We start from the raw sequence: 22,338 nt of genomic DNA, 5'->3' as shown, positions 1-22,338 counted from the left end.
TTATTTATGTTGGTTTTATATATCAGAGGAGGGAGTGTGTCGCCTGAGGAGAGACAGGCGACAGCAACCTTAGCGGCGGCCTGCCCAGACGACCATCACCTTATCATCGCCCTGTTCACGGATAAAACCGTACCCCTGTTGCAGGCTCAGCGTGGTGTGTTTGCCTGCGCCAATAGCCGGGTGGCGGGCACGAAATTGCCCCAGCGTTTGCCAGTGCTCCAGTGTTTGCGCCGACTGACCCTTGATGTCCTGCCAGTTCATTTGCGAACGCGTACCCTGAAGCGGGTCGGAGCCGGTTGGGCCGAACGGTCGACGGGTCTCGTCGCCGTAGTAAATCTGTACCGCGCCCGGCGCCAGCATCAGCAGCTGCGCTGCCTGCTGGTCGCCCTCGCGAAACAGACGCGTATCGTGGGAGGAGAGATAGCTGAGGACATTAAAGCTTTGCAGTTTTTCTGCCATCTGTTGCCAGACCAGATCCATATTCGCCAGGCAGTTGACCGCGCCTGCAGCCTGCTCCTGATAGTCGAAGTTGATCATCGCATCGAAGCCATGATTGTAGTAATCGCTGCGCATTACGCCGTGGCCCCAGGATTCACCGGTCATCCAGAAAGGGGCATCATCGAGTTTTTTCTGCGGATTGGCCTTTTTCCACTCGGCCAGGGCGGCGGTGGCCTGGGTTTTTAGCTGCTGCCAGGCGGCAAGCTCAACGTGCTTTGCGGTATCAACGCGAAAGCCGTCAATGCCGTAGTCCCTCACCCACTGGCTCAGCCAGTGAGTGAGGTAATCACGGGGCGTAAAGCCCGGGATTTCCCGCGCGGCGGTATCGGGTTTGTGGCGATAGAAAACCGGTAAGCCGGAGGCCGTGGTGGATTCGGTTTTGAGATCGGGCAGGAACGCCAGCGACATCGTTAAATCGTCAAAGCCAGGATTGTCATACTCGCCAATATCGGTGCGGATCCAGTTCTTCCCCCACCAGTTTTGCCAGGCGCTTTTATCGCTAAAGTTAATCAGATCGTTAAAGCTATGCCAGCTTTGCCCAGGACCGGGCCGCCAGTCGGTCCAGCGCTCACCGAGGATTTTTTTCCGTTCTTCCCCTTGTACATACAGCGCGCCAAACTGGTACTCCTGCATATCCGCAAGCGTCGCGTAGCCGGTGTGGTTCATCACCACGTCAAAGAGAATACGGATGCCGCGTTGATGGGCTTCATCGACCAGTTGACGTAAATCCGCGTCGTTGCCCATATTGGCATCCAGCCGTGTCCAGTCCTGGGTGTAGTAGCCGTGATAGGCGTAGTGGGGAAAATCGCCTTTTGTTCCACCGCCCACCCAGCCGTGGATCTGCTCCAGCGGGGAGCTTATCCACAGCGCATTGACTCCAAGCTGTTGCAGATAGTCGAGCTTGCTGGTGAGGCCTTTGAGATCGCCGCCGTGGAAGGTGCCAATTTCCTGCATGCCGTCTTTATGCCGCCCGTAGCTGTTGTCGTTTGTCGGGTCGCCATTAACAAAGCGGTCCGTCAGCACAAAGTAGAGAGTGGCGTTTTGACAGTTGAAGGGAGCGGCGGCCGTGGTTTGTGCACGCTCAATCAGCAACAGCCCGTCGCTGTTCGCCGCCGGTTGCAGGGTAATTTTGCCGTTCTGTACGGTTGCGGTGTTCTGGCTATAGAAATCCCGTACCTGACTACCTTCCGGGAAGGCATGGCTGACGTCGAGGGTGAGTGGTTGACCGTCCCACGTTGGGCACTGGCGCATCACATTGGCGGCTTTCTCCGCCGTCTCGCTTTTCACCGACAGCATCTGGTTGAGTTTGATCTCCCCACTGGGCTGCCAGCACTGTTGGCCACTCTGCAACGTCAGAGGCCAGGTTCCTTTTTGCAGTCGTGATTCACTCTTCCAGACGCCGCTGCCCGCATCCTCAAAGGCAGCAAGGCCTGGTGCAGACCAGTTGGCGCTGGCCGCAGCGGGTAACAGCAGGAGTAAAAGGGCGCGAAATTGCATCTGAATGCTTCCCGTATCGTCAGTTTCCTGCATCTTGCCATCGGCTGCATGCCGGCAACTCCTCCCGTGCGCGTTATCGCCAGGGAGGAGGCGTAAGGGTGAGTGATATTGCGCAAATTTTGTGCGGAATTTGCGATAATCGCCACAAATTTGCACTGTCGTTTTCGCTTTGTAGCAGGTTGCAGATGACAGCTTTTAAGAATTGGCTTATTTCTGTACGTGCTCTCAGAGGCTATTTTTGTTATGATTTGAGATTCCGCTCTCAAAATTGTGAAAAAAATAAGGTGTTGGAATGTTTATATCCGACCAGGAGACTTAATGATATCGACTCCCTTGCGACGACTTGGGGCTTCGATACTCATGTTTCTCACCATCATGTTTTCAGGTGAGGCGCTTGCACAAACGCACAGCAAAACAGTGAGTAAGAAGGCCCAAATCTCAAAGACGACCGGTACAAAACAGGCAATCAGTAAACAAGAGTATTCTCGCAATAGTGTAAATGGCAGTTCACTTCCTGATTTGCGAAAATACCCTTCCGGAGCACCAAGAAAGAAAGCGTTTCTCCGGACGGTTATGCCTTACATTACCCGTCAAAATGCAGCCATCACTGCCGATCGTAACTGGATGATGGAACGTCAATACAGCCAGCAGTGGTCAACTGCCGATCGTGCGCGTCTGAAGGATATTGCCAAACGCTACAAAGTGAGCTGGGCTGGCAATACCCGTCGTATTCCGTGGAATACGTTAATGGAGCGTGTGGACATTATCCCCGACAGCATGGTTGCCACCATGGCTGCAGCGGAAAGTGGCTGGGGCACCTCTACGCTGGCGCGTAACAATAACAACCTGTTTGGCATGAGATGCGGGAAAGGGCGTTGTACCAACGGCCCTGGCAAAGTGAAAGGTTATTCGCACTTTGAATCCGTTGAGGAGTCCGTGGGCGCGTACGTGGTGAACCTGAACACGCACCCGGCGTACTCTTCCTTCCGTAAGTCCCGTGCGCAGTTGCGTAAAGCGGATCAGGAAGTGACGGCCAGCAATATGATCCATAAGCTGAAGGGTTACTCCACCAAGGGTGCAAGCTATAACAACTATCTGTTTGCTATGTATCAGGACAACCGGCAGTTAATCGCTTCGCATATGTAATCCAGTCAACGCCTTCCAGCCGGAAGGCGTTTTTCATGGCTTAATTGCTGACATCCCCCGGCGGCAATAACACTTCCCCATGACGTTCGCGGTACTCCTTCGGCGTGCTGTCATACTCCTTGCGGAACACGGAGTAGAAATATTGCAGTGACGGGTAGCCGCACATCTGCGAGATCTCATTGATGGATAATGATGTGGAAACCAGCAGACTGCGGGCTTTTTCCAGCTTCTCGGCGTGGATCACCGCATGAATAGTTTCGCCCACTTCCTCTTTAAAGCGCTTTTCCAGATTGGAACGTGAAATACCAACGGCATCCAGTACCTGATCAACCTTGATACCTTTGCAGGCGTGGTTGCGAATGTAATGCATGGCCTGAATCACCGCCGGGTCGTTCAGGGAACGGTAATCCGTTGAGCGCCTAGCCACCACGCGTACCGGCGGCACCAGCAGGCGCTGGAGCGGCATGGATTCATTATCCAGCAGCCGATGCAGCAGTTTTGCCGCCTGATAGCCCATCTGCCGCGTGCCCTGCGCAACGGACGAAAGGGCAACCCGCGAGAGATAGCGGGTGAGTTCTTCGTTATCAATACCAATCACGCAGAGCTTTTCCGGCACCGGAATATGCAGGTGATCGCAGACCTGCAATACATGGCGTGCGCGGGCATCGGTGACCGCGATAATGCCCGTTTGCGGGGGCAGAGTTTGCAACCAGTCCGCCAGCCGGTTCTGCGCATGCTGCCAGTTCTCAGGCGCGGTGGTCAGCCCCTGATAAACCACGCCGCGGTATTTCTCCTGGGCGACAAGCTGGCAGAATGCATACTCACGCTCTGCGGCCCAGCGCTTGCCGCTGGACGCGGGCAGGCCATAGAACGCAAAACGGTTCACCCCTTTCTCTTTGAGATGCAAAAAGGCCTGCTCGACCAGCGCGAAATTGTCGGTAGCGATATAGTGCACCGGAGGGTAACGCCCTGGAGTATGGTAGGAGCCGCCGACGCCGACGATAGGCACATCCACATCGGCAAGCAGGCGTTCTATTTCCGGATCGTCGTAGTCAGCAATGACGCCATCGCCGAGCCACTCTTTGATGTTTTCAATGCGGGTGCGGAAATCTTCCTCGATAAAAATATCCCATTCTGATTGTGACGCCTGCAAATATTCCCCAACGCCTTCAACGACCTGGCGGTCATAGGCTTTGTTGGCATTGAATAACAACGTAATGCGGTGGCGCTTTTCAAACATGTCGATTCCGTCGTGAATGAATAATCAGTCCTGATTATCATATTCATCACACTGCCGGAGAAAAATCTTCCGGCAGTGTGACCGTTATTGCGATCATGCCCGGCGTTTGGTGGCCGAATCCATCCACACTGCCAGCAGCAAAATCGCGCCTTTAACAATGTATTGCCAGAACGTCGGCACATCCATCATGCTCATGCCGTTATCCAGCGAGGCCATGATAAAGGCCCCCATCACCGCCCCGGCGACGCTACCAATGCCGCCTGCCAGGCTGGTGCCGCCAATCACGCAGGCGGCAATGGCGTCCAGTTCCGCAATGTTGCCTGCGGAGGGAGACCCCGCCCCCAGGCGTGAGCTGAGGATCAACCCGGCAATCGCCACCATCAGGCCATTAATGGCAAAGACCGCCAGTTTGGTCCGTTCCACATTAATGCCGGAAAGCCGGGCCGCCTCAATATTGCCGCCAATCGCGTAGATGCGACGACCAAAGGCCGTGCGTGTGGCCATAAACATGCCCGCCAGCAGCAGGAAGACGAGGATCAGAACCGGAGTGGGCACCCCACGGTAATCGTTTAACAACCAGATAGCCCCCAACGCCAGCACCGCAATCAGCGCCTGACGGCCGACGACGGACGTGGAGGCGGGGGTGGCCAGTCCGAGCGACTGACGACGCATCCGTCCACGCCACTGCCACAGAACAAAGGCCACCAGACCCAGCGCCCCAACGCCAAAACCAATGCTGTCAGGAAGATAACTTTGGCCAATCTGCGACATCGCATTGCTGGTGGGCGACACCGTTGTGCCGTTGGTGATGCCGATCAGCACGCCGCGAAACGCCAGCATCCCTGCGAGGGTGACAATAAACGACGGCACTTTGCGATAGGCGACCCACCAGCCGTTCCACGCGCCTAACAGCAGGCCCAGCACCAGCGTCACCACAATCGTCAACGGCAGTGGCCAGCCCAGCCAGACGTCAAAAATAGCCGCCGCGCCGCCTAACAGGCCCATCATCGAACCAACGGAAAGGTCAATTTCCGCAGAGATAATGACAAAGACCATCCCCACCGCGAGGATGCCGGTGATCGCCGTCTGCCGCAGCAGGTTGGAGACATTGCGCGCGCTTAAGTAAGCGCCATCTGTCATCCAGGTGAAGAACATCATGATCACGGCAATGGCGGCAATCATGACAAAAACCTGCAAATTCAGGGATTTTAGCCCTGCGAATGCCCCTGGCTGCGGGGCGGATAGTTTCATTTCAGACGGGTTGCTTTTCGACATGATGTTCGCTCCTCAGCGCCGCTTCCATGACCTGCTCCTGGGTTAGTTGATGATTGATAAGGGAGGCTTTGAGCTTGCCTTCATGCATCACCAGGATGCGATCGCTCAGTCCCAGCACTTCGGGTAATTCCGACGAGATGACGATAACGGCAATACCCTGCTGGACCAGTTGATTGATTAACTTGTAGATTTCGTACTTCGCGCCGATATCAATGCCGCGCGTGGGCTCATCGAGGATCAAAATGCGCGGGTTGAGCAGCAGGCAGCGAGCGAGAATGGCTTTTTGTTGATTCCCCCCGCTCAGACGACCAATCGCCAGCTCGGGAGAGGAGGTTTTAACCTTCAGCCGCTGTAGCGACTGCAAAATACAGTGCTGCTCGGCGGCATCATCCAGCGCGCTGAGCTTGCCGGTAAACTGACCCAACGACGCCAGAGTGATATTTTTACCGACCGCCATCACCGGGACAATGCCATCTTTTTTGCGATCTTCCGGCACCATGGCGATGCCATTGGCAATCGCCTGCTGACAGTTGTTGATCTGCACCTGCTTGCCGTCGAGGTAAATTTGCCCCTCCCAGCGCCCCGGCCAGACGCCAAACAGGCACTGGACTGCCTCCGTCCGGCCCGCGCCGACCAGCCCGGCGATACCGAGGATTTCACCGCGTTTCAGGGAAAATGAGACGTCATTAACCCGTTTGATATGGCGATTAACCGGGTGCCAGGCGGTCAGATGCTCGACCCGCAGGATCTCCTCTCCGCTGGTGTGCGGCTCGTTTGGGTAAAGCGCCGTCAGCTCGCGACCGACCATCATAGTGATAATGTCATCCTCGCTCATACCGGCAGCGTCGCGGGTGCCAATGTGCTGCCCGTCGCGGATAACGCAGATAACGTCGGATATCGCTTTGACTTCATTGAGCTTGTGGGAAATGTAAATGCAGGCAATACCGTGATTTTGCAGATCGCGAATAATGTCCAGCAGCACGGCGGTCTCTTGTTCAGTCAGGGAGGCGGTGGGCTCGTCGAGGATCAACAAGCGCACTTGTTTATTCAGCGCCTTGGCAATTTCCACCAGTTGCTGCTGACCAAGACCCAAATCGCCCACCCGGGTGTCAGGGGAGATATTCAGGCTGACCTGGGCAAGTAATTTTTCGCACCTCAGCGTCATGGTGTCGTAATCCATTACGCCGTGGCGGGTAATTTCGGTCCCCAGAAAGATGTTTTCCAGCACCGTCAGGTGTTTTACCAGCGCCAGCTCCTGGTGGATGATGGCAATCCCTTTGCGTTCAGTGTCGCGAATATGGGCGGCCTGTAGCGTTTCGCCCGCAAACACAATGTCACCGTCGTAGCTGCCCCAGGGGTAAATACCGCAGAGAACCTTCATCAATGTGGATTTACCGGAACCGTTCTCGCCGCACAGGGACATAACCTCTCCCGCGTTAAGCCGCAGGCTGACGTTATCCACGGCTTTGACCACGCCAAAGGCCTTGGTGATGTTCTTCATTTCGAGTAAATAAGGCATAACGTGCTCCACGTAATCGGGGTATTCACAGTGCCTGAAGAGAGAATCCGGTATGCCTCCAGCGGGAGGCATACCTGAGGCTTACAGCTGGTCTTTCTGATGGAATCCGTCTTTGATAACCGTGACGTCGATGTTGTCTTTGGTCACTTCAATCGGCGTCAGCAAACGGGAAGGGACATCTTTCAGGCCATTGTTGAGGGTGGCGTCAGCTTTGGGCTCCTTGCCATTTCCCAGTTCAACAGCGATTTCGGCAGCGGTGTTGGCAAGCTGGGTGATTGGCTTGTACACCGTCATGGTCTGGCTGCCGTTAATCAGGCGTTTGATCCCGGCAAGGTCGGCATCCTGGCCCGAAATGGCCACTTTCCCGGCGAGACCCTGCGCACTCAGGGCCTGAATAGCCCCGCCCGCGGTGGCGTCGTTAGAGGCAACCACTGCATCAATCTTGTTGTTATTGGCGGTCAGGGCGTTTTCCATGATTTTCAGCGCATTTTCCGGCAGCCAGCCATCGACCCACTGATCGCCGACAATTTTTATTTTCCCACTGTCAATGTAGGGTTTTAATACTTTCATTTGGCCTGCGCGGAACAGCTTGGCGTTATTATCAACCGGGGAACCACCCATCAGGAAGTAATTACCCTGAGGGGCTTTGTTGACCAGGCTTTGCGCCTGTAATTCACCGACTTTTTCATTGTCAAAAGAGATATAAAAATCGATGTCGGCATTATTGATCATGCGATCGTAAGCCAGCACTTTAATCCCTTCCTGCTTTGCTTCTTTTACAACATTACTTAATACCTGACCGTTGTAAGGAATAATGACCAGCACATCAACGCCGCGATTTATCATATTTTCGATTTGCGACATTTGTGTTTCTTCATTCCCGTTAGCAGACTGCACAAACACCGTCGCGCCCAGTGATTCGGCCTTTTTCACGAAAATATCACGGTCTTTCTGCCAGCGCTCAAGGCGTAAGTCATCGATCGCCATACCAATTTTTACTTCTTTCGCATGACCCGCCATGCTGACAAGCAGCAATGAAGCACAGAGAGTAAGGCAAAGGTTCTTTATCTTCATAATAATAATACCTTTTGTAGGGTGATAACGTTGAGATAAAAGAAACATGCACTGCGTTGAACGTTGCAAATTTTTAACATGTCAGGCGGGGCTGGCAATTGCTGGTTTTTATCCGGCTATTATGTTTTTTGGTTTATTTGTGGAAGTTTGACCGTGATCTGATTTTAAAATAAGCGGAATCGGTTTTGCGCCAGCGAGAATAAATAGCAGAAGAAGTAATAAGCGTTGTTTTGGGATGTAGCGCACATTTGGGTATTCTCTTAATGGCAGAGTGAAATAACGTAATTGAGCAAGGCATCGAGAAAATCCAGTATTGATTCGAGAGTGAAACTTTGCCGCACACCTGATTATGGAGCTCAATATGCAAGCTTATTTCGACCAGCTCGAACGCGTTCGTTACGAAGGCCCGAAAACCACTAATCCCTTAGCATTTCGCCATTACAACCCGGATGAACTGGTGCTGGGTAAACGAATGGAAGACCACCTGCGTTTTGCCGCCTGCTACTGGCACACGTTCTGCTGGAATGGCGCGGATATGTTTGGCGTTGGCTCCTTCGACAGGCCATGGCAGAAGCCGGGCGATGCGCTTGAACTGGCCAAACGTAAGGCGGATGTCGCGTTTGAATTTTTCCATAAACTGAACGTGCCTTACTACTGCTTCCACGATGTGGATGTCTCGCCGGAAGGGGCTTCGCTCAAAGAGTACCTGAACAACTTTGCCCGTATGGAAGAGGTGCTGGCAGAAAAGCAGCAGCAGAGCGGCGTGAAACTGCTTTGGGGTACGGCGAACTGCTTTACCAACCCACGCTACGGCGCAGGCGCTGCCACTAACCCGGATCCGGACGTGTTCAGTTGGGCTGCCACCCAGGTGGTGACGGCGATGAACGCGACCCACAAACTGGGCGGCGAAAACTATGTGCTGTGGGGCGGGCGCGAAGGGTATGAAACCCTGCTCAACACCGACCTGCGCCAGGAGCGCGAACAGATCGGCCGCTTTATGCAGATGGTGGTTGAGCATAAACATAAAATCGGTTTCCAGGGGACGCTGCTGATTGAGCCAAAACCGCAGGAGCCGACCAAACACCAGTATGATTATGACGTGGCGACCGTGTACGGTTTCTTAAAACAGTTTGGCCTCGAAAAAGAGATCAAAGTGAATATTGAAGCTAACCACGCCACCCTGGCGGGCCACTCCTTCCATCATGAAATTGCCTCCGCCATTGCGCTGGGGATTTTCGGCTCGGTCGATGCCAACCGTGGCGATCCGCAGTTGGGCTGGGATACCGACCAGTTCCCGATTAGCGTCGAAGAGAATGCGCTGGTGATGTATGAAATCATCAAAGCGGGGGGCTTTACCACCGGCGGACTGAACTTTGACGCCAAAGTCCGTCGCCAGAGCACCGATAAATACGACTTGTTCTATGGCCATATCGGCGCGATGGACACCATGGCGCTGGCGCTGAAAGTCGCTGCCCGAATGACCGAAGAGGGCGAGCTGGATAAACGAGTTGCCCGACGTTATGCGGGCTGGAATGGTGAACTGGGCCAGCAAATTCTCCAGGGTCAGCTCACACTTGCTGAACTGGCGAAGTATGCTGAACAGCAAAATCTGGCGCCTTCTCATCAGAGTGGTCACCAGGAGCTGCTGGAAAACCTGGTCAATCACTACCTGTTCGACAAGTAATCGTTTATCACGCGCCTGTTTGCCCGGTCGGCAGCGCGCTACCGGGCATTTTCATTGAAAGGAGTTACCACTATGTATATCGGGATCGATCTTGGCACCTCCGGGGTAAAGGCCATTCTGCTCGATGAGCAGGGCAGCGTCCTGGCCTCGCAAACGGAAAAGCTCAGCGTCTCGCGGCCGCACCCCCTGTGGTCCGAGCAGGATCCCGCGCACTGGTGGCAGGCGACCGACCGCGCGATCCGTTCCCTTGGCGAACAGCATTCATTACAGCAGGTGAAGGCCATTGGCCTGGCCGGGCAGATGCACGGCGCCACCTTGCTGGATAAAGACGACCAGGTGCTACGCCCGGCGATTTTGTGGAATGACGGACGCTGCGCCAAAGAGTGCGCGTTGCTGGAAGCTGAGGTAAAAAACTCCCGGACGATAACCGGCAATCTGATGATGCCGGGTTTTACGGCGCCGAAATTATTGTGGGTCAAACACCACGAGCCTGAGGTGTTTGCCCGGGTGGCGAAAGTACTGCTGCCGAAGGATTTCCTGCGTCTGCAAATGACCGGCGCTTACGCCAGCGATATGTCAGATGCGGCCGGAACCATGTGGCTGGATGTGGCAAAACGCGACTGGAGCGACGAGATGCTCGCGGCCTGCGGACTTAACCGCGAGCAGATGCCCGCGCTGTTTGAAGGCAGTGACGTCACCGGAACTCTGCTGCCTGCGGTGGCAGAACGCTGGGGATTGCCGCCGGTGCCGGTGGTGGCGGTCGGCGGCGACAATGCCGCAGGCGCGGTGGGGGTCGGTATGGCTGATGCCGGTCAGGCGATGCTCTCTCTTGGCACCTCCGGGGTCTATTTTGCGGTCAGCGAAGGGTTTCTCAGCAAGCCTGAAAGTGCGGTGCACAGTTTCTGCCATGCGCTCCCTGGGCGCTGGCACTTAATGTCGGTGATGCTCAGTGCCGCCTCTTGCCTGGACTGGGCGGCAAAACTTACCGGCCAGGAATCGGTTCAGGCGCTGATTGCGGCGGCGGAGCAGGCGGATGATAGCGCTGGCGAGCTGTGGTTCTTACCCTACTTGTCCGGTGAGCGTACACCGCACAATAATCCGCATGCCAAAGGCGTATTCTTTGGCCTGACCCATCAGCACGGCCCTAATGAACTGGCGAAATCGGTCCTGGAAGGGGTCGGCTATGCGCTGGCGGACGGCATGGATGTGGTGCACTCCTGTGGCGTGAAGCCGCAGAGCATCACCCTGATTGGCGGCGGGGCTCGTAGCGGCTACTGGCGACAAATGCTGGCGGATATTAGCGGTCTGCAACTGGATTATCGCACCGGCGGTGACGTTGGTCCGGCGCTTGGCGCAGCCCGACTGGCGCAAATCGCGGTCAACCCGCAGGTTCCGGCGACCAGCCTGCTGCCGCAGCTGGCGATTGAACAACAGCACCTGCCGGACACCTCCCGTCATGCCGTTTATCAGCCGCGCCGCGAGACCTTCCGGCGCATCTATCAGCAACTGCTGCCTTTAATGTCATAAAAATGACCATCAGAGCCGCATGTTCCCCTCACCCTAACCCTCTCCCAAAATGGGAGAGGGGACTGTCCGTGCGGGTATTTTTCTGGGGATCACTCAGCTCTGCTTCGGCGGAGGGTGCAGTGGTCCGTAATCGGCCTGAAGATGTCCTTTTTTGGTCTTAGCAAACGTATCTTGCCTTGTCAGAATGGTGTTACACCCACTGAGAAAGGCGTCCTGAAATGACTCGTACTGCACTGATCAATATCGATACCCAGCTCTCTTTCCTGCACCGTGAGTTCTGGCAGGAAGAGCATTTACCCGCATTCTGTGACGCGATGACGACCCTGATTACCGGCTGTGCGTCGCGCGGTGTGCCGGTCGTGGACATTTTCCATGTGAATGACACCAGCGGCGGTCCCTTTTCGCTGGCGAGCGGCTATGTTGCGCCGATGGCTTTTCTGACCCACCAGCCTGCGGTCACGTTCTACAAGCATGTGCATAATGCCTTTACCGATACCGGGCTGGATTACTGGCTGCGGGCGCGTGATATTAACCATGTGATTATCTGCGGGATGCGTACCGAACAATGCTGTGAAACCACCGCACGGGTGGCCTCGGATCTCGGTTATCAGGTGACCTTTGTCAGTGAAGCCACATTAACCTTCCCGATGACCCACAAAGGCATTACGCTGGATTGCGCTATGCTTCGTCATCGCACGGAAACGGTGCTGGAAGGCCGCTTTGCCACGGTGAAAACCGTCAGTGAAACCCTGGAATCGATATGAAAACAGATGTCTGGTTTGTGATGCTGCCTGGCCTGCTGGCGCTGGATATGAGCGGCCCGGCGGAGACCTTCGTGCTGACGAAGGGAGCTTTTCGGCTGCATTATATTGGACCAGACGCCGAGATCTCCACCTCGATAGGCCTGACGGTGGGAGGCATTTCTCCCCTGCCGGACACCCTGCCGGAAGGCAGTCTGCTGGTGCTGCCCGGCGTTACCGACTCGGCAAACGCCTTTGCCACGCCGCAGGCTGATAAAGTGCGCCACTGGCTGATGCGCCTGCAACCGCTGATCCATAGCCAAAAAATTCGTCTGATGTGCGTCTGTTCAGGGGCATTACTGGCGGCGACGTCGGGATTACTGACCGGGATCCAGTGCACCACTCACCATCATCTTATCGGCAGGCTTAAAGCCGCAGCCCCTGCGGCTATGGTCAAAGAAAATCGCATCTTTATTGAGGATCGTGGCATCTGGACCAGCGCCGGGATCACCTCCGGCATTGATCTGGCGTTGCACCTGATTAACCGCATTTGCGGGGCTGAAGTAGCCCTGGCGGTGGCGCGGGAGATGGTGGTCTGGTTTCGTCGCTCAGGCGATGATCCCCAGCTTTCGCCCTGGTTACGCTATCGCAACCATCTGCATCCGGCGGTTCACCGGGTACAGGACCTGCTGACCGCCGCGCCGCAGAAGAGCTGGCAGCTGGCCGATATCGCCGACCAGGTGCATATCAGCCCACGTCATCTGACGCGCCTTTTTCAGCAGCATCTTGGCATCAGCGTACGCGATTATCTTGAGCAGCTGCGTCTGGCGGTTGCCGAACAGTGGCTGCTGCAGGGACGAGGGATGGAGCAGGCCGCAATGGCGGCGGGTTTTTCCTCCCCGCGCCAGCTACATCGGGCCCGCCAGCGTCTGGCTAGCTGACGTAGCGCCGGGTATCAATGCGCTGTAACAGCATCGACAGCCCCAGGCTTATCAGCAGCGTGGCGCTGAATATCCAGACAATATCCAGCACCGGCCAGCTTTGAATTTCAACCCCACGGGTACGCAGCGCATGAATGATCAGCGCGTGAAAACCGTAAATCCCCAGCGAGTGTTGCGAGATAATCTTTAATCCGGGTAAGACCCGGCTATTCAGGGTGTTTTTCACCAGCGTTAACAGTGAGATAGCACAGATAAAGACCAGCGGCCCGCAGTACAGATACCAGGTGTCGGCGAAATTGCCGCGCCATTTCAGCTCATGCAATGTGCCGCGTGAAATCGCCCAGACCGCCAGCACGAAGACGACGGCGCTGATTACGCTGAGATGTTTTTTGTTGGTGTCCATCATCCCGAGTGCGCGTCCCAGCAGGCCGTAAATCACATAGTAAAAGGTGTCGCCGTTGATGTAGAGGTTGATGGGGAGCCACGTGAAGCCATCGATTTTTTGCGAAACCGTATTGGGATTAGCGATGACGCCAATCACCAGCATCAGTGCCAGCAGCATTTTCCCGCTGACCGTTTTCACCTGAATCAGCGGTGATACAAGGTAGATGACGATAATGGCGAAGAAGAACCACAGATGGTAGAACACCGGTTTTTGCAGCAGGTTTTTCAGCGACAGGTCGCTGTTGATCGAGGTGAAGAAAAAAATCCAGGCAAAGGCGAGGCTGCTGTAGAACAGTAAACACAGGCCAATGCGTAGAAAATGCCGTGGCTGAGCGCTACGTTCACCAAAGAAGAGATAGCCTGAAATCATAAAAAAAAGCGGAACGCTAACGCGCGATGCCGAGTTCAGGAGGTTGGCGATCCCCCAGTCGAAGGTGCTGATACTTGCCGCATTGGTAATGTACCAGGTGGTGGTGTGAATCATCACCACCATCAGACAGGCTATCCCGCGCAGGTTTTCAATCCAGTCAATTTTTGCCGGCATCAGTTCCTCAGTTTTCCCGTTAAATAGCCTCAGACTTACGATTTACTCCACTTTTTCACTGGATAATTCTGAGTTTTCCTGCCGCTGCTTGTGCTGACGGAGCGAGATTTGCAAAATCCCCCCTCGAACACTTCTCTTCTATTAAAAATAACAGCAGGTTAGCCTGGCGGTGAAAAAATGATTTACAAAGGTATGGCGCTGGTGCTTTTGCTGCTTTTAGCCAGTTGCACGGCACCGCAGGAGAGAGTGGCGCAGAAGGCGCAAAAAGCCAAAGTCAGTCCTTCACTCTCGCTGGAAATGGAACAACTTTGCAGGCAGAGTGCGGCATACCGCTATAACACCCAGACGCAAAAAATAGCCGTCACCGGATTTGAACAATTCCAGAGTAGTTATGAAATGCGGGGCTTTACCCCTCTGAAGGAGCGTTTTGTCTGCGCTTTCGACGCAGAAGGGCAGTTTTTGCATCTCTCTATGCGTTAGTACTTCTATTTTCCTTAATCAGGCCTGTTTCATACTGTATATCTTGCACTCAGCGGGTATACTGAGCCCTTCCTTTAAATCCACACGTATCCAGCACGAAATAATATGCAAAAGTTTGATACCAGGACCTTCCAGGGCCTGATCCTGACCTTACAGGATTACTGGGCTCGTCAGGGCTGCACCATTGTTCAACCACTGGACATGGAAGTCGGCGCCGGCACCTCCCATCCGATGACCTGTCTGCGCGCGTTAGGCCCGGAGCCGATGGCAACCGCCTATGTGCAGCCTTCCCGCCGCCCAACTGACGGTCGTTATGGCGAAAACCCGAACCGCTTACAGCACTACTACCAGTTCCAGGTGGTCATTAAGCCATCGCCGGACAACATTCAGGAGCTGTACCTGGGTTCGCTGAAAGAGCTCGGTATGGATCCGACCATCCACGATATCCGCTTTGTGGAAGATAACTGGGAAAACCCGACGCTGGGCGCCTGGGGTCTGGGCTGGGAAGTGTGGCTGAACGGCATGGAAGTGACGCAGTTTACTTACTTCCAACAGGTCGGCGGGCTGGAATGTAAACCTGTTACCGGCGAGATCACTTACGGTCTGGAACGCCTGGCGATGTACATTCAGGGCGTGGACAGCGTTTACGATCTGGTCTGGAGCGACGGCCCGCTTGGCAAAACCACCTACGGCGACGTGTTCCATCAGAACGAAGTGGAGCAGTCCACGTACAACTTTGAATATGCGGATGTCGACTTCCTGTTCTCCTGCTTCGAGCAGTATGAGAAAGAAGCCCAGCAGCTGCTGGCGCTGGAAAATCCGCTGCCGCTGCCTGCCTATGAGCGCATTCTGAAGGCCGCCCATAGCTTCAACCTGCTGGATGCGCGTAAAGCCATCTCCATCACCGAACGTCAGCGCTATATTCTGCGCATTCGTACCCTGACCAAAGCAGTAGCTGAAGCTTACTATGCTTCCCGTGAAGCCCTCGGCTTCCCGATGTGCAACAGAACGAAATAAGAGGCGGCCATGTCTGAGAATACTTTCCTGGTGGAGATCGGCACCGAAGAGCTGCCACCAAAAGCCCTGCGCAGCCTGGCGGAGTCCTTTGCTGCCAACGTGACGGCAGAACTCGATGCCGCTGGCCTTGCCCATGGCAAGGTTGAATGGTTTGCGGCACCGCGTCGCCTGGCGCTGAAAGTCGCGGCGCTCGCGGCATCCCAGCCCGATCGTGAAGTTGAAAAACGCGGCCCGGCTATTGCCCAGGCCTTTGATGCTGAAGGTAAACCGAGCAAAGCGGCTGAAGGCTGGGCGCGCGGTTGCGGTATCACCGTTGAGCAGGCTGAGCGTCTGACTACCGATAAAGGCGAGTGGCTGCTGTACCGTGCGCATGTGAAAGGCGAAAGCGCGCAGGTTCTGCTGCCAGCCATGATCGCGACTTCGCTGGCGAAGCTGCCGATCCCGAAACTGATGCGCTGGGGCGCAAGCGACGTGCAGTTTGTTCGCCCGGTTCACACCGTTACCCTGCTGTTGGGTGATGAGCTTATCCCGGCAACTATTCTGGGGGTGAACGCCGATCGCGTAATTCGCGGTCACCGTTTTATGGGTGAGCCAGAATTCACTATCGACCATGCCGATCAGTATCCGCAGATCCTGCTGGAGCGCGGCAAAGTCATTGCTGACTACGAAACGCGTAAAGCCAAAATCAAGGCAGATGCCGAAGAGGCCGCCCGTAAGATTGGCGGCAACGCTGACCTGAGCGAAAGCCTGCTGGAAGAGGTGGCTTCGCTGGTGGAATGGCCGGTGGTGCTGACCGCGAAGTTTGAAGAGAAATTCCTCGCGGTACCGGCAGAAGCGCTGGTTTACACCATGAAAGGCGACCAGAAATACTTCCCGGTCTATGCCGCTGACGGCAAACTGCTGCCGAACTTTATCTTCGTGGCCAATATCGAGTCGAAGGACCCGCAGCAAATTATCTCCGGTAATGAGAAGGTTGTGCGCCCACGTCTGGCTGATGCGGAATTCTTCTTTAATACCGACCGTAAAAAACGCCTTGAAGACCACCTGCCGCGTCTGCAAACCGTGCTGTTCCAGCAACAGCTGGGTACTCTGCACGATAAGACGAAGCGTATCGAAGCGCTGGCTGGCTGGATTGCGCCACAGATTGGAGCCGATGTTGACCACGCCAAACGCGCAGGTCTGCTCTCCAAATGTGACCTGATGACCAATATGGTCTTCGAATTCACCGACACCCAGGGCGTGATGGGCATGCACTATGCGCGTCACGACGGCGAAGCTGAAGACGTCGCTGTCGCGTTGAACGAGCAGTATCAGCCGCGCTTTGCCGGCGATGAGCTGCCGTCTAACGCTGTTGCCTGCGCGGTGGCGATTGCCGACAAGATGGACAGCCTCGCGGGTATCTTCGGTATTGGTCAGCATCCGAAAGGCGACAAAGATCCGTTTGCTCTGCGTCGCGCCGCCCTTGGCGTGCTGCGTATCATCGTTGAAAAGAACCTCGCTTTGGATCTGCAAACGCTGACCGAAGAAGCGGCGCGTCTGTACGGCGATAAGCTGACTAACGCGAAGGTTGTCGACGATGTTATCGACTTTATGCTCGGTCGTTTCCGTGCATGGTACCAGGATGAAGGTTACACCGTTGACACCATCCAGGCCGTGCTGGCACGTCGCCCGACGCGTCCGGCTGATTTTGATGCGCGCATGAAGGCGGTATCTCACTTCCGCACTCTGGATGAAGCCGCAGCGCTGGCCGCCGCCAACAAGCGTGTCTCCAATATCCTCGCCAAATCAGATGAAACCCTGAATGAAGACGTTCAGGCTTCGCTCCTGAAAGACGATGCTGAAATTCGCCTGGCGCTGCAGGTTGGCGGTATGCGTGACAAACTTCAGCAGCTCTTTGCAGAAGGTCGCTATCAGGAAGCATTGATTGAGCTGGCGGCGCTGCGTGAGCCGGTCGATGAGTTCTTTGAAAACGTGATGGTCAACGCTGAAGAGAAAGAGGTGCGTCTGAACCGTCTGACTCTGCTCGCTAAACTACGCGAGTTGTTCCTGCAGGTTGCGGATATTTCGCTGTTGCAGTAACGGTTGCGCTGAGTAATAAAAAAACCTGCCGCCTGGCGGGTTTTTTATTGCCTTAAGAAAATGATGGCCCAAGAGGGCACTGGCAGCCCCTCGCCCCTTTGGGGATCCCTCCGGAGTTATCCCATCATTTTTAACCTTGAAATGCGGGCTGTTCTCCGGCTATTCTTTGCCACGACGAAGCCCTCGTCATTCCGGAGCGCACACCAAAAATGAACAAACACGACTGATGAATTTCACGCCTTGCAACGCACTCAGTGCGCGCAGGGAGGTTTTGATTTCAATCAGGAGTGCTTATGGCTCATTGCGCCCAATCCCCTGCTTTAATTTTGCATCAACTCACCTGTCAGTTTGCGACGGGCGAAACTCTTTTTGGTCCGTTAACCTTATCGCTTGAATCTGCGCTATGCGCTCTCGTGGGCCGCAACGGCAGTGGCAAAACCTGTCTGTTACGCCTGCTGGCCGGTCTGGATATGCCCGCTTATGGGCATGTCGAACGCTTTGGTTCGCTGGCCTTCGTGGCACAGCAACACCAGATCTCTCATGAGACGACGCTTGCGGAAATGCTGGGCTATGGCGATATTTTTGCTGCCCGTAAACGTATTGAACAGGGTGACTACCAACCCGATGACCTGGAGCGTCTGGAGGGGTTCTGGGATCTGCAGGAGCGCCTGGAAGCCGCTTTTGCCCAGGCCCGGTTGCCCGCGTTCTCTGCTCACCGTCCCGCCGCACAGCTCAGCGGCGGCGAACGGATGCGGGCGCTGTTGTGCGCCGCGTTTATGCAGGAAGCGGATTATCTGCTGCTGGATGAACCGACAAACCATCTCGACCGTCAGGGGCGTGAGTGGTTTTATGCCATGCTCACCCGTCGGCGCGGCGGAACCCTGGTGGCGACCCACGATCGTGAACTGCTGGCGCTGATGCCACGTATTCTGGATCTCACGCCTTCAGGATTACGCAGCTACGGCGGAAACTATGCCGACTACCAGCGCCAGCGAGACGCGGAGCAACAGGCAGCCCAGGCCGCGCTGGAGCATGCCGCCACCGAACGTCGCCGTACCCGTCTTCGGCTGCAAAAAGAGCATGACGCCAGCCAGCGGCGCTCTGCTCAGACCTTAGGCACCGTTGATACTCTCAATATCGCCTCGTTTGAGCGGGTGAAATACAAAGGTGCGGCAAAGGAACGCCTGGGTATTTTTCGCCATCAACATCGTGAGCAGAACGAGGCGCTCAATGCTGCGGTTAACCGGGCGCGGGAACGTGTAGAGGAAAACGCCTCCGTGCTTTTTACGCTACCGGGCAGCCAGATTGCCGAGGGGAAACAGGTGCTGGTGATGGAAAAACTGGTCCTGCCGCATGTGCCGCGCTTCCCGCTAACCTGGCGAATGGATGGGCCGATGCGTGTGGCGCTGCGTGGGCCAAACGGCTGTGGCAAATCGACGCTGCTAAAGGCGATCCTCGGTGAAATAGCGCCGCTCTCTGGCGATTGCTCAGTGTCGGTCACCACCGCGTATCTTGATCAGCATCTTTCCTGTCTGGATCTCTCGCTGTCTGTACTGGCGCATTTAAGCCTTGAAGATACGCCGCTTGAGGAAGGGGTATTGCGTATGCGTCTGGCGCAGCTCCAGCTGAGTGCCGATAAAGTGACGCTGCCGCTGTCGGCATTAAGCGGCGGAGAGCGTTTGAAAGCGGCGCTGGCCTGCGTTCTCTGGCGGCGCGAGGCAACCCAACTGTTGCTCCTTGATGAGCCCACGAACCATCTGGATCTGGCTTCTGCACAGGCGATTGAAGCGGCGCTGGCGTCGTTTCCAGGGGCCTTGATGGTGGTATCGCATGATGAGGCGTTTCTGGGGGAATTAGGGCTGACACATTGTCTGGAGTGGCGTGAATCTGAGATTAGCTGCGAGCGACTGTCTTAACTGCATAAACCCCCGATTGTTCGGGGGTTACAAAATTAACGTTTTATTCCATTAACTGTTTACTGAGTGTCGGATTCGAGTGAATCAGGCGCATCAGTTTCATTTCGGTTGCAGAGGGACGCACGCGTTTTGATTCCCACTCCTGTACCGTCGAGACGCTGACACCCATTGCGCAGGCGAAATCGTCAATCTTTAACCCCGTGCCACGGCGTAATTGTTCGAACTCATTGAATGAATTCGTTTTTTGAGCGAGGGTTACCGTCTGCGTTACATCTTTAAAGACAATCTGTTCCAGACTGCTAAGCAGCTCATACATCGGATCTTTATATTCCATTGAGAACTCCTCTTAAATCACACAGCGGATAGTGATACAGCAAGACTAAGAATAGTCGTTAAAAAACCGCGTTGTAAGGGGCTCCGGAGATATATCGCAGGGTAAGTAATTTTTGATGCTGTCAGAATGCATAATCAAACGTTTCGCTGCCTCTTAATTGCTTGATTACGCACAGTCTGGCCGTCGTGCGTATTTTTTTGTAAATCGTTAGAAGAAAGTTGTATGACGAAACGGGGGAGGCCTCTGTACTTCGCCTGGGGTTACCTCGTTAAGAAACCAAGGAAAAGGGTATCCTCTGACGCCGACCTGGACTATCCTTGTCAGCGTCAGGCACGTGGTGCCGCTGTATGTTTTTTATGGGTTAAAGGAGTTTAAAATGGCGACAGGAACGTCCTGTTCTCGCTGGTTTGCGCCACTTGCGGCGCTACTAATGGTAGTTGGCCTGAGCGGGTGTTTTGACAAAGAAGGCGATCAGCGTAAAGCGTTTATCGATTTCCTGCAAAATACGGCGATGCGCAGTAGCGAACGTCTCCCCGCACTGACGGCTGACCAGAAAAAACAGTTTGGCCCCTTCGTGTCCGATTACGCGATCCTGTATGGCTATTCCCAGCAGGTGAATCAGGCGATGGATTCCGGCCTGCGCCCGGTCGTTGATAGCGTGAACGCCATTCGTGTGCCTCAGGATTATATGACCCAGCGCGAACCGTTGCGCCAGGCAAACGGTGCTTTGGGTGTTCTGAGCCAGCAGTTGCAGAACGCAAAAATGCAGGCGGATGCCGCCCATTCGGCGCTGAAACAGGCTGACGATCTTAAGCCGGTATTCGAGCAGATCTTCTCGAAGGTGGTGACCAGCCCGGCTAACGCGCTGCAACCGCTGATCCCGGCCGCACAGATTTTCACTCAGCAACTGGTGCAGGTTGGCGATTTCATTTCGCAGCAGGGAACCCAGGTGAGCTTTGTCGCCAACGGCATTCAGTTCCCGACCTCTCAGCAGGCAAGCCAGTATAATGCGCTGATTGGGCCGCTGGCGGCGCAGCATCAGGCATTTACCCAGGCGTGGGGCGCGACGGTAAATTCGATGCAGTAAGCATGTGCGAATAAAGAAAAGAGGCGACAGTAATGTGGCCTCTTTTTTTGTCTGTGGTACTGGAATTTACGGTGCGACTTGCGGATTAACGCAGTTTTTCTCAACCCGGCCGTTAAGGGCATCAATAAGATTTTCCACCGCGCAGGCCGCCATACCGTAACGGGTCTCGTGGGTGGCCGAGCCAATGTGCGGCACGGCTACCACGTTAGGCAGTGTGAGCAAAGGGGAGTCTACCGACAGCGGTTCCTGCTCAAACACATCCAGCCCGGCGGCGTGAATTTCGCCATTTTTCAGGGCGTCAATCATGGCGTTTTCATCCACCACGGCACCCCGCCCGGCATTAATGAAAATGGCGGACGACTTCATGATGGCAAATTTCTCTGCATTGATCAGATGGTGCGTCTGCTCGGAATAAGGCAGTACCAGCACCACAAAGTCAGACTCTTTGAGCAGGCTGTCAAGGTCGCAGTAACGCGCCTGGAAGCGGGTTTCCGCTTCTTCATGCTGACGACGTGCGTTATAGAGAATCGGCATGCCGAAACCAAAATGGGCGCGCTGGGCCACCGCCAGGCCGATGCGTCCCATCCCGATGATCCCCAGCGTTTTATGGTGCACATCGACCCCGAACCAGTCCGGGCCGATGCCTTTCGTCCATTCGCCTTTTTTCACCCGCTCTGCGACTTCAACGACCCGTCGCGCGGAGCTGAGTACCAGCGCCATAATGGTGTCGGCCACGGTTTCCGTCAGTACGGTGGGAGTGTGCATCAGCAGGATTTTTTTGGCGTTCAGCGCATCCACATCAAAGGCGTCATAACCGACGGAGATGGTCGATGCTGCACGCAGCTTCGGCATCTTCGCCAGCAGCTCGCTTCCCACTTGCTCAGTGGATCCCAGCAGACCCTCGGCATTGGCAAACGCATCAGCATATTGTTCCACCGTTTCAGGCTGCAGGTTTGGTACCTGAGTAACCGTGAAGTGTTCTGTCAGACGATGCGCTAAATCTTCGGGCAGTGCTTTATACAGGATGATGGACGGCTTCATGGATTCTCCCTTGTTTTAAATCAGGCGCGACGTGGGCCTGTCGGAATTGTTTTATCGTTAGCAGGCTAAGACCTTACCATTCAAGTAAGCCATATGGCTGTAAAAAGCGCCACTCCCATAAAAATGTACGAGGCAGGCGGCGCGCTAAAGCCGGGCTTATCTCTGGTCGTACCGCCTCATACCGTTTAATTCTTTGCCAATTGCGCGCCACTGTGGATGATAGAGCGCGACTTTCATACTTTCATAAGGTAGCGA

At 55.1% G+C, this 22,338-nt stretch carries 18 protein-coding genes; 10 read left to right on the top strand and 8 right to left on the bottom strand.

Translation table 11 applies throughout. The features are described from left to right. Positions 1-69 precede the first annotated feature (69 nt). Positions 70-1,995, bottom strand: coding sequence for an alpha-amylase (locus tag ACSZO4_RS05355; RefSeq protein WP_437887838.1), 1,926 nt, complete (start codon positions 1,993-1,995; stop codon positions 70-72). 318 nt (positions 1,996-2,313) lie between these two features. On the opposite strand from ACSZO4_RS05355, the gene ACSZO4_RS05350 reads away from it, so the two are divergent. Continuing rightward, the gene (locus ACSZO4_RS05350) at positions 2,314-3,141 is read left to right on the top strand and encodes a protein bax (protein ID WP_437887837.1); all 828 of its coding nucleotides are present in this window, start codon (positions 2,314-2,316) and stop codon (positions 3,139-3,141) included. A gap of 40 nt (positions 3,142-3,181) precedes the next feature. On the opposite strand, the gene xylR is transcribed toward ACSZO4_RS05350, so the two are convergent. From xylR to xylF, 4 genes are all read right to left on the bottom strand, one after another. Continuing rightward, positions 3,182-4,381 (bottom strand): D-xylose utilization transcriptional activator XylR, encoded by a 1,200-nt coding sequence (xylR, locus tag ACSZO4_RS05345; protein ID WP_437887836.1) that lies wholly within the window; start codon positions 4,379-4,381, stop codon positions 3,182-3,184. Positions 4,382-4,474: 93 nt separating this feature from the next. Continuing rightward, positions 4,475-5,656, bottom strand: coding sequence for a xylose ABC transporter permease XylH (xylH, locus tag ACSZO4_RS05340; protein WP_437887835.1), 1,182 nt, complete (start codon positions 5,654-5,656; stop codon positions 4,475-4,477). Further along, positions 5,634-7,175, bottom strand: a complete 1,542-nt coding sequence (locus tag ACSZO4_RS05335; RefSeq protein WP_437887834.1) for a xylose ABC transporter ATP-binding protein — start codon at positions 7,173-7,175, stop codon at positions 5,634-5,636. The genes xylH and ACSZO4_RS05335 overlap by 23 nt, the downstream gene beginning before the upstream one ends. 81 nt (positions 7,176-7,256) lie before the next feature. After that, positions 7,257-8,249, bottom strand: coding sequence for a D-xylose ABC transporter substrate-binding protein (gene xylF / locus ACSZO4_RS05330; RefSeq protein WP_437887833.1), 993 nt, complete (start codon positions 8,247-8,249; stop codon positions 7,257-7,259). A 361-nt stretch (positions 8,250-8,610) separates the two neighbouring features. Here xylF and xylA point away from each other — a divergent pair, with 361 nt between their 5' ends. The 4 genes from xylA to ACSZO4_RS05310 all read left to right on the top strand — a co-directional run bounded on the left by xylA (position 8,611) and on the right by ACSZO4_RS05310 (position 13,141). Then, a complete protein-coding gene (xylA, locus tag ACSZO4_RS05325) occupies positions 8,611-9,933 on the top strand; it encodes a xylose isomerase (RefSeq protein WP_437887832.1) in 1,323 nt (440 codons plus the stop codon). Positions 9,934-10,005: 72 nt separating this feature from the next. Further along, the gene (gene xylB / locus ACSZO4_RS05320) at positions 10,006-11,460 is read left to right on the top strand and encodes a xylulokinase (RefSeq protein ID WP_437887831.1); all 1,455 of its coding nucleotides are present in this window, start codon (positions 10,006-10,008) and stop codon (positions 11,458-11,460) included. 218 nt (positions 11,461-11,678) lie between these two features. Continuing rightward, the gene (locus ACSZO4_RS05315) at positions 11,679-12,224 is read left to right on the top strand and encodes an isochorismatase family protein (protein ID WP_437887830.1); all 546 of its coding nucleotides are present in this window, start codon (positions 11,679-11,681) and stop codon (positions 12,222-12,224) included. After that, on the top strand, positions 12,221-13,141 hold the full coding sequence (locus ACSZO4_RS05310) for a GlxA family transcriptional regulator (RefSeq protein ID WP_437887829.1): 921 nt from the start codon (positions 12,221-12,223) through the stop codon (positions 13,139-13,141). Before ACSZO4_RS05315 ends, ACSZO4_RS05310 begins: the two co-directional genes overlap by 4 nt. On the opposite strand, the gene ACSZO4_RS05305 is transcribed toward ACSZO4_RS05310, so the two are convergent. Then, positions 13,134-14,129 carry an acyltransferase gene (locus ACSZO4_RS05305; RefSeq protein ID WP_437887828.1) on the bottom strand — a complete coding sequence of 332 codons (996 nt, stop codon included), beginning with the start codon at positions 14,127-14,129 and terminating at the stop codon, positions 13,134-13,136. The genes ACSZO4_RS05310 and ACSZO4_RS05305 overlap by 8 nt on opposite strands. A 177-nt stretch (positions 14,130-14,306) precedes the next feature. Between ACSZO4_RS05305 and ACSZO4_RS05300 the strand changes: the two genes are divergently transcribed. From ACSZO4_RS05300 to ACSZO4_RS05285, 4 genes are all read left to right on the top strand, one after another. Continuing rightward, complete coding sequence (locus ACSZO4_RS05300; protein WP_437887827.1) at positions 14,307-14,609, top strand: YsaB family lipoprotein; 303 nt, start codon at positions 14,307-14,309, stop codon at positions 14,607-14,609. Between the two features lie 105 nt (positions 14,610-14,714). Further along, positions 14,715-15,626, top strand: coding sequence for a glycine--tRNA ligase subunit alpha (glyQ, locus tag ACSZO4_RS05295; RefSeq protein WP_437887826.1), 912 nt, complete (start codon positions 14,715-14,717; stop codon positions 15,624-15,626). Between the two features lie 9 nt (positions 15,627-15,635). Next, positions 15,636-17,705, top strand: a complete 2,070-nt coding sequence (gene glyS, locus ACSZO4_RS05290) for a glycine--tRNA ligase subunit beta (protein WP_437887825.1) — start codon at positions 15,636-15,638, stop codon at positions 17,703-17,705. A gap of 293 nt (positions 17,706-17,998) precedes the next feature. After that, a complete protein-coding gene (locus tag ACSZO4_RS05285) occupies positions 17,999-19,621 on the top strand; it encodes an ABC-F family ATP-binding cassette domain-containing protein (RefSeq protein ID WP_437887824.1) in 1,623 nt (540 codons plus the stop codon). A 43-nt stretch (positions 19,622-19,664) separates the two neighbouring features. Here the strand turns inward: ACSZO4_RS05285 and ACSZO4_RS05280 are convergent, their stop codons facing one another. Then, complete coding sequence (locus ACSZO4_RS05280; RefSeq protein WP_437887823.1) at positions 19,665-19,955, bottom strand: HTH-type transcriptional regulator; 291 nt, start codon at positions 19,953-19,955, stop codon at positions 19,665-19,667. A gap of 376 nt (positions 19,956-20,331) precedes the next feature. Between ACSZO4_RS05280 and ACSZO4_RS05275 the strand changes: the two genes are divergently transcribed. Then, positions 20,332-21,042 carry a DUF3053 domain-containing protein gene (locus ACSZO4_RS05275; protein WP_437887822.1) on the top strand — a complete coding sequence of 237 codons (711 nt, stop codon included), beginning with the start codon at positions 20,332-20,334 and terminating at the stop codon, positions 21,040-21,042. A 66-nt stretch (positions 21,043-21,108) separates the two neighbouring features. On the opposite strand, the gene ghrB is transcribed toward ACSZO4_RS05275, so the two are convergent. After that, positions 21,109-22,083 carry a glyoxylate/hydroxypyruvate reductase GhrB gene (gene ghrB, locus ACSZO4_RS05270; RefSeq protein ID WP_437887821.1) on the bottom strand — a complete coding sequence of 325 codons (975 nt, stop codon included), beginning with the start codon at positions 22,081-22,083 and terminating at the stop codon, positions 21,109-21,111. Positions 22,084-22,338 lie beyond the last annotated feature (255 nt).

Source organism: Phytobacter sp. V91 (assembly GCF_965644225.1).
Taxonomy (GTDB): Bacteria; Pseudomonadota; Gammaproteobacteria; order Enterobacterales; family Enterobacteriaceae; genus CBFFRJ01.
Note: the sequence above shows the minus strand (reverse complement) of the source record. Positions and strands in the feature narration are given on the sequence as shown.

What these genes read in the sequence shown, in the direction of transcription:
- ACSZO4_RS05355 (WP_437887838.1), bottom strand. Translation starts at nt 1,995, where the DNA reads ATGCAATTTCGCGCCCTTTTACTCCTGCTGTTACCCGCTGCGGCCAGC.
- ACSZO4_RS05350 (WP_437887837.1), top strand. Translation starts at nt 2,314, where the DNA reads ATGATATCGACTCCCTTGCGACGACTTGGGGCTTCGATACTCATGTTT.
- xylR (WP_437887836.1), bottom strand. Translation starts at nt 4,381, where the DNA reads ATGTTTGAAAAGCGCCACCGCATTACGTTGTTATTCAATGCCAACAAA.
- xylH (WP_437887835.1), bottom strand. Translation starts at nt 5,656, where the DNA reads ATGTCGAAAAGCAACCCGTCTGAAATGAAACTATCCGCCCCGCAGCCA.
- ACSZO4_RS05335 (WP_437887834.1), bottom strand. Translation starts at nt 7,175, where the DNA reads ATGCCTTATTTACTCGAAATGAAGAACATCACCAAGGCCTTTGGCGTG.
- xylF (WP_437887833.1), bottom strand. Translation starts at nt 8,249, where the DNA reads ATGAAGATAAAGAACCTTTGCCTTACTCTCTGTGCTTCATTGCTGCTT.
- xylA (WP_437887832.1), top strand. Translation starts at nt 8,611, where the DNA reads ATGCAAGCTTATTTCGACCAGCTCGAACGCGTTCGTTACGAAGGCCCG.
- xylB (WP_437887831.1), top strand. Translation starts at nt 10,006, where the DNA reads ATGTATATCGGGATCGATCTTGGCACCTCCGGGGTAAAGGCCATTCTG.
- ACSZO4_RS05315 (WP_437887830.1), top strand. Translation starts at nt 11,679, where the DNA reads ATGACTCGTACTGCACTGATCAATATCGATACCCAGCTCTCTTTCCTG.
- ACSZO4_RS05310 (WP_437887829.1), top strand. Translation starts at nt 12,221, where the DNA reads ATGAAAACAGATGTCTGGTTTGTGATGCTGCCTGGCCTGCTGGCGCTG.
- ACSZO4_RS05305 (WP_437887828.1), bottom strand. Translation starts at nt 14,129, where the DNA reads ATGCCGGCAAAAATTGACTGGATTGAAAACCTGCGCGGGATAGCCTGT.
- ACSZO4_RS05300 (WP_437887827.1), top strand. Translation starts at nt 14,307, where the DNA reads ATGATTTACAAAGGTATGGCGCTGGTGCTTTTGCTGCTTTTAGCCAGT.
- glyQ (WP_437887826.1), top strand. Translation starts at nt 14,715, where the DNA reads ATGCAAAAGTTTGATACCAGGACCTTCCAGGGCCTGATCCTGACCTTA.
- glyS (WP_437887825.1), top strand. Translation starts at nt 15,636, where the DNA reads ATGTCTGAGAATACTTTCCTGGTGGAGATCGGCACCGAAGAGCTGCCA.
- ACSZO4_RS05285 (WP_437887824.1), top strand. Translation starts at nt 17,999, where the DNA reads ATGGCTCATTGCGCCCAATCCCCTGCTTTAATTTTGCATCAACTCACC.
- ACSZO4_RS05280 (WP_437887823.1), bottom strand. Translation starts at nt 19,955, where the DNA reads ATGGAATATAAAGATCCGATGTATGAGCTGCTTAGCAGTCTGGAACAG.
- ACSZO4_RS05275 (WP_437887822.1), top strand. Translation starts at nt 20,332, where the DNA reads ATGGCGACAGGAACGTCCTGTTCTCGCTGGTTTGCGCCACTTGCGGCG.
- ghrB (WP_437887821.1), bottom strand. Translation starts at nt 22,083, where the DNA reads ATGAAGCCGTCCATCATCCTGTATAAAGCACTGCCCGAAGATTTAGCG.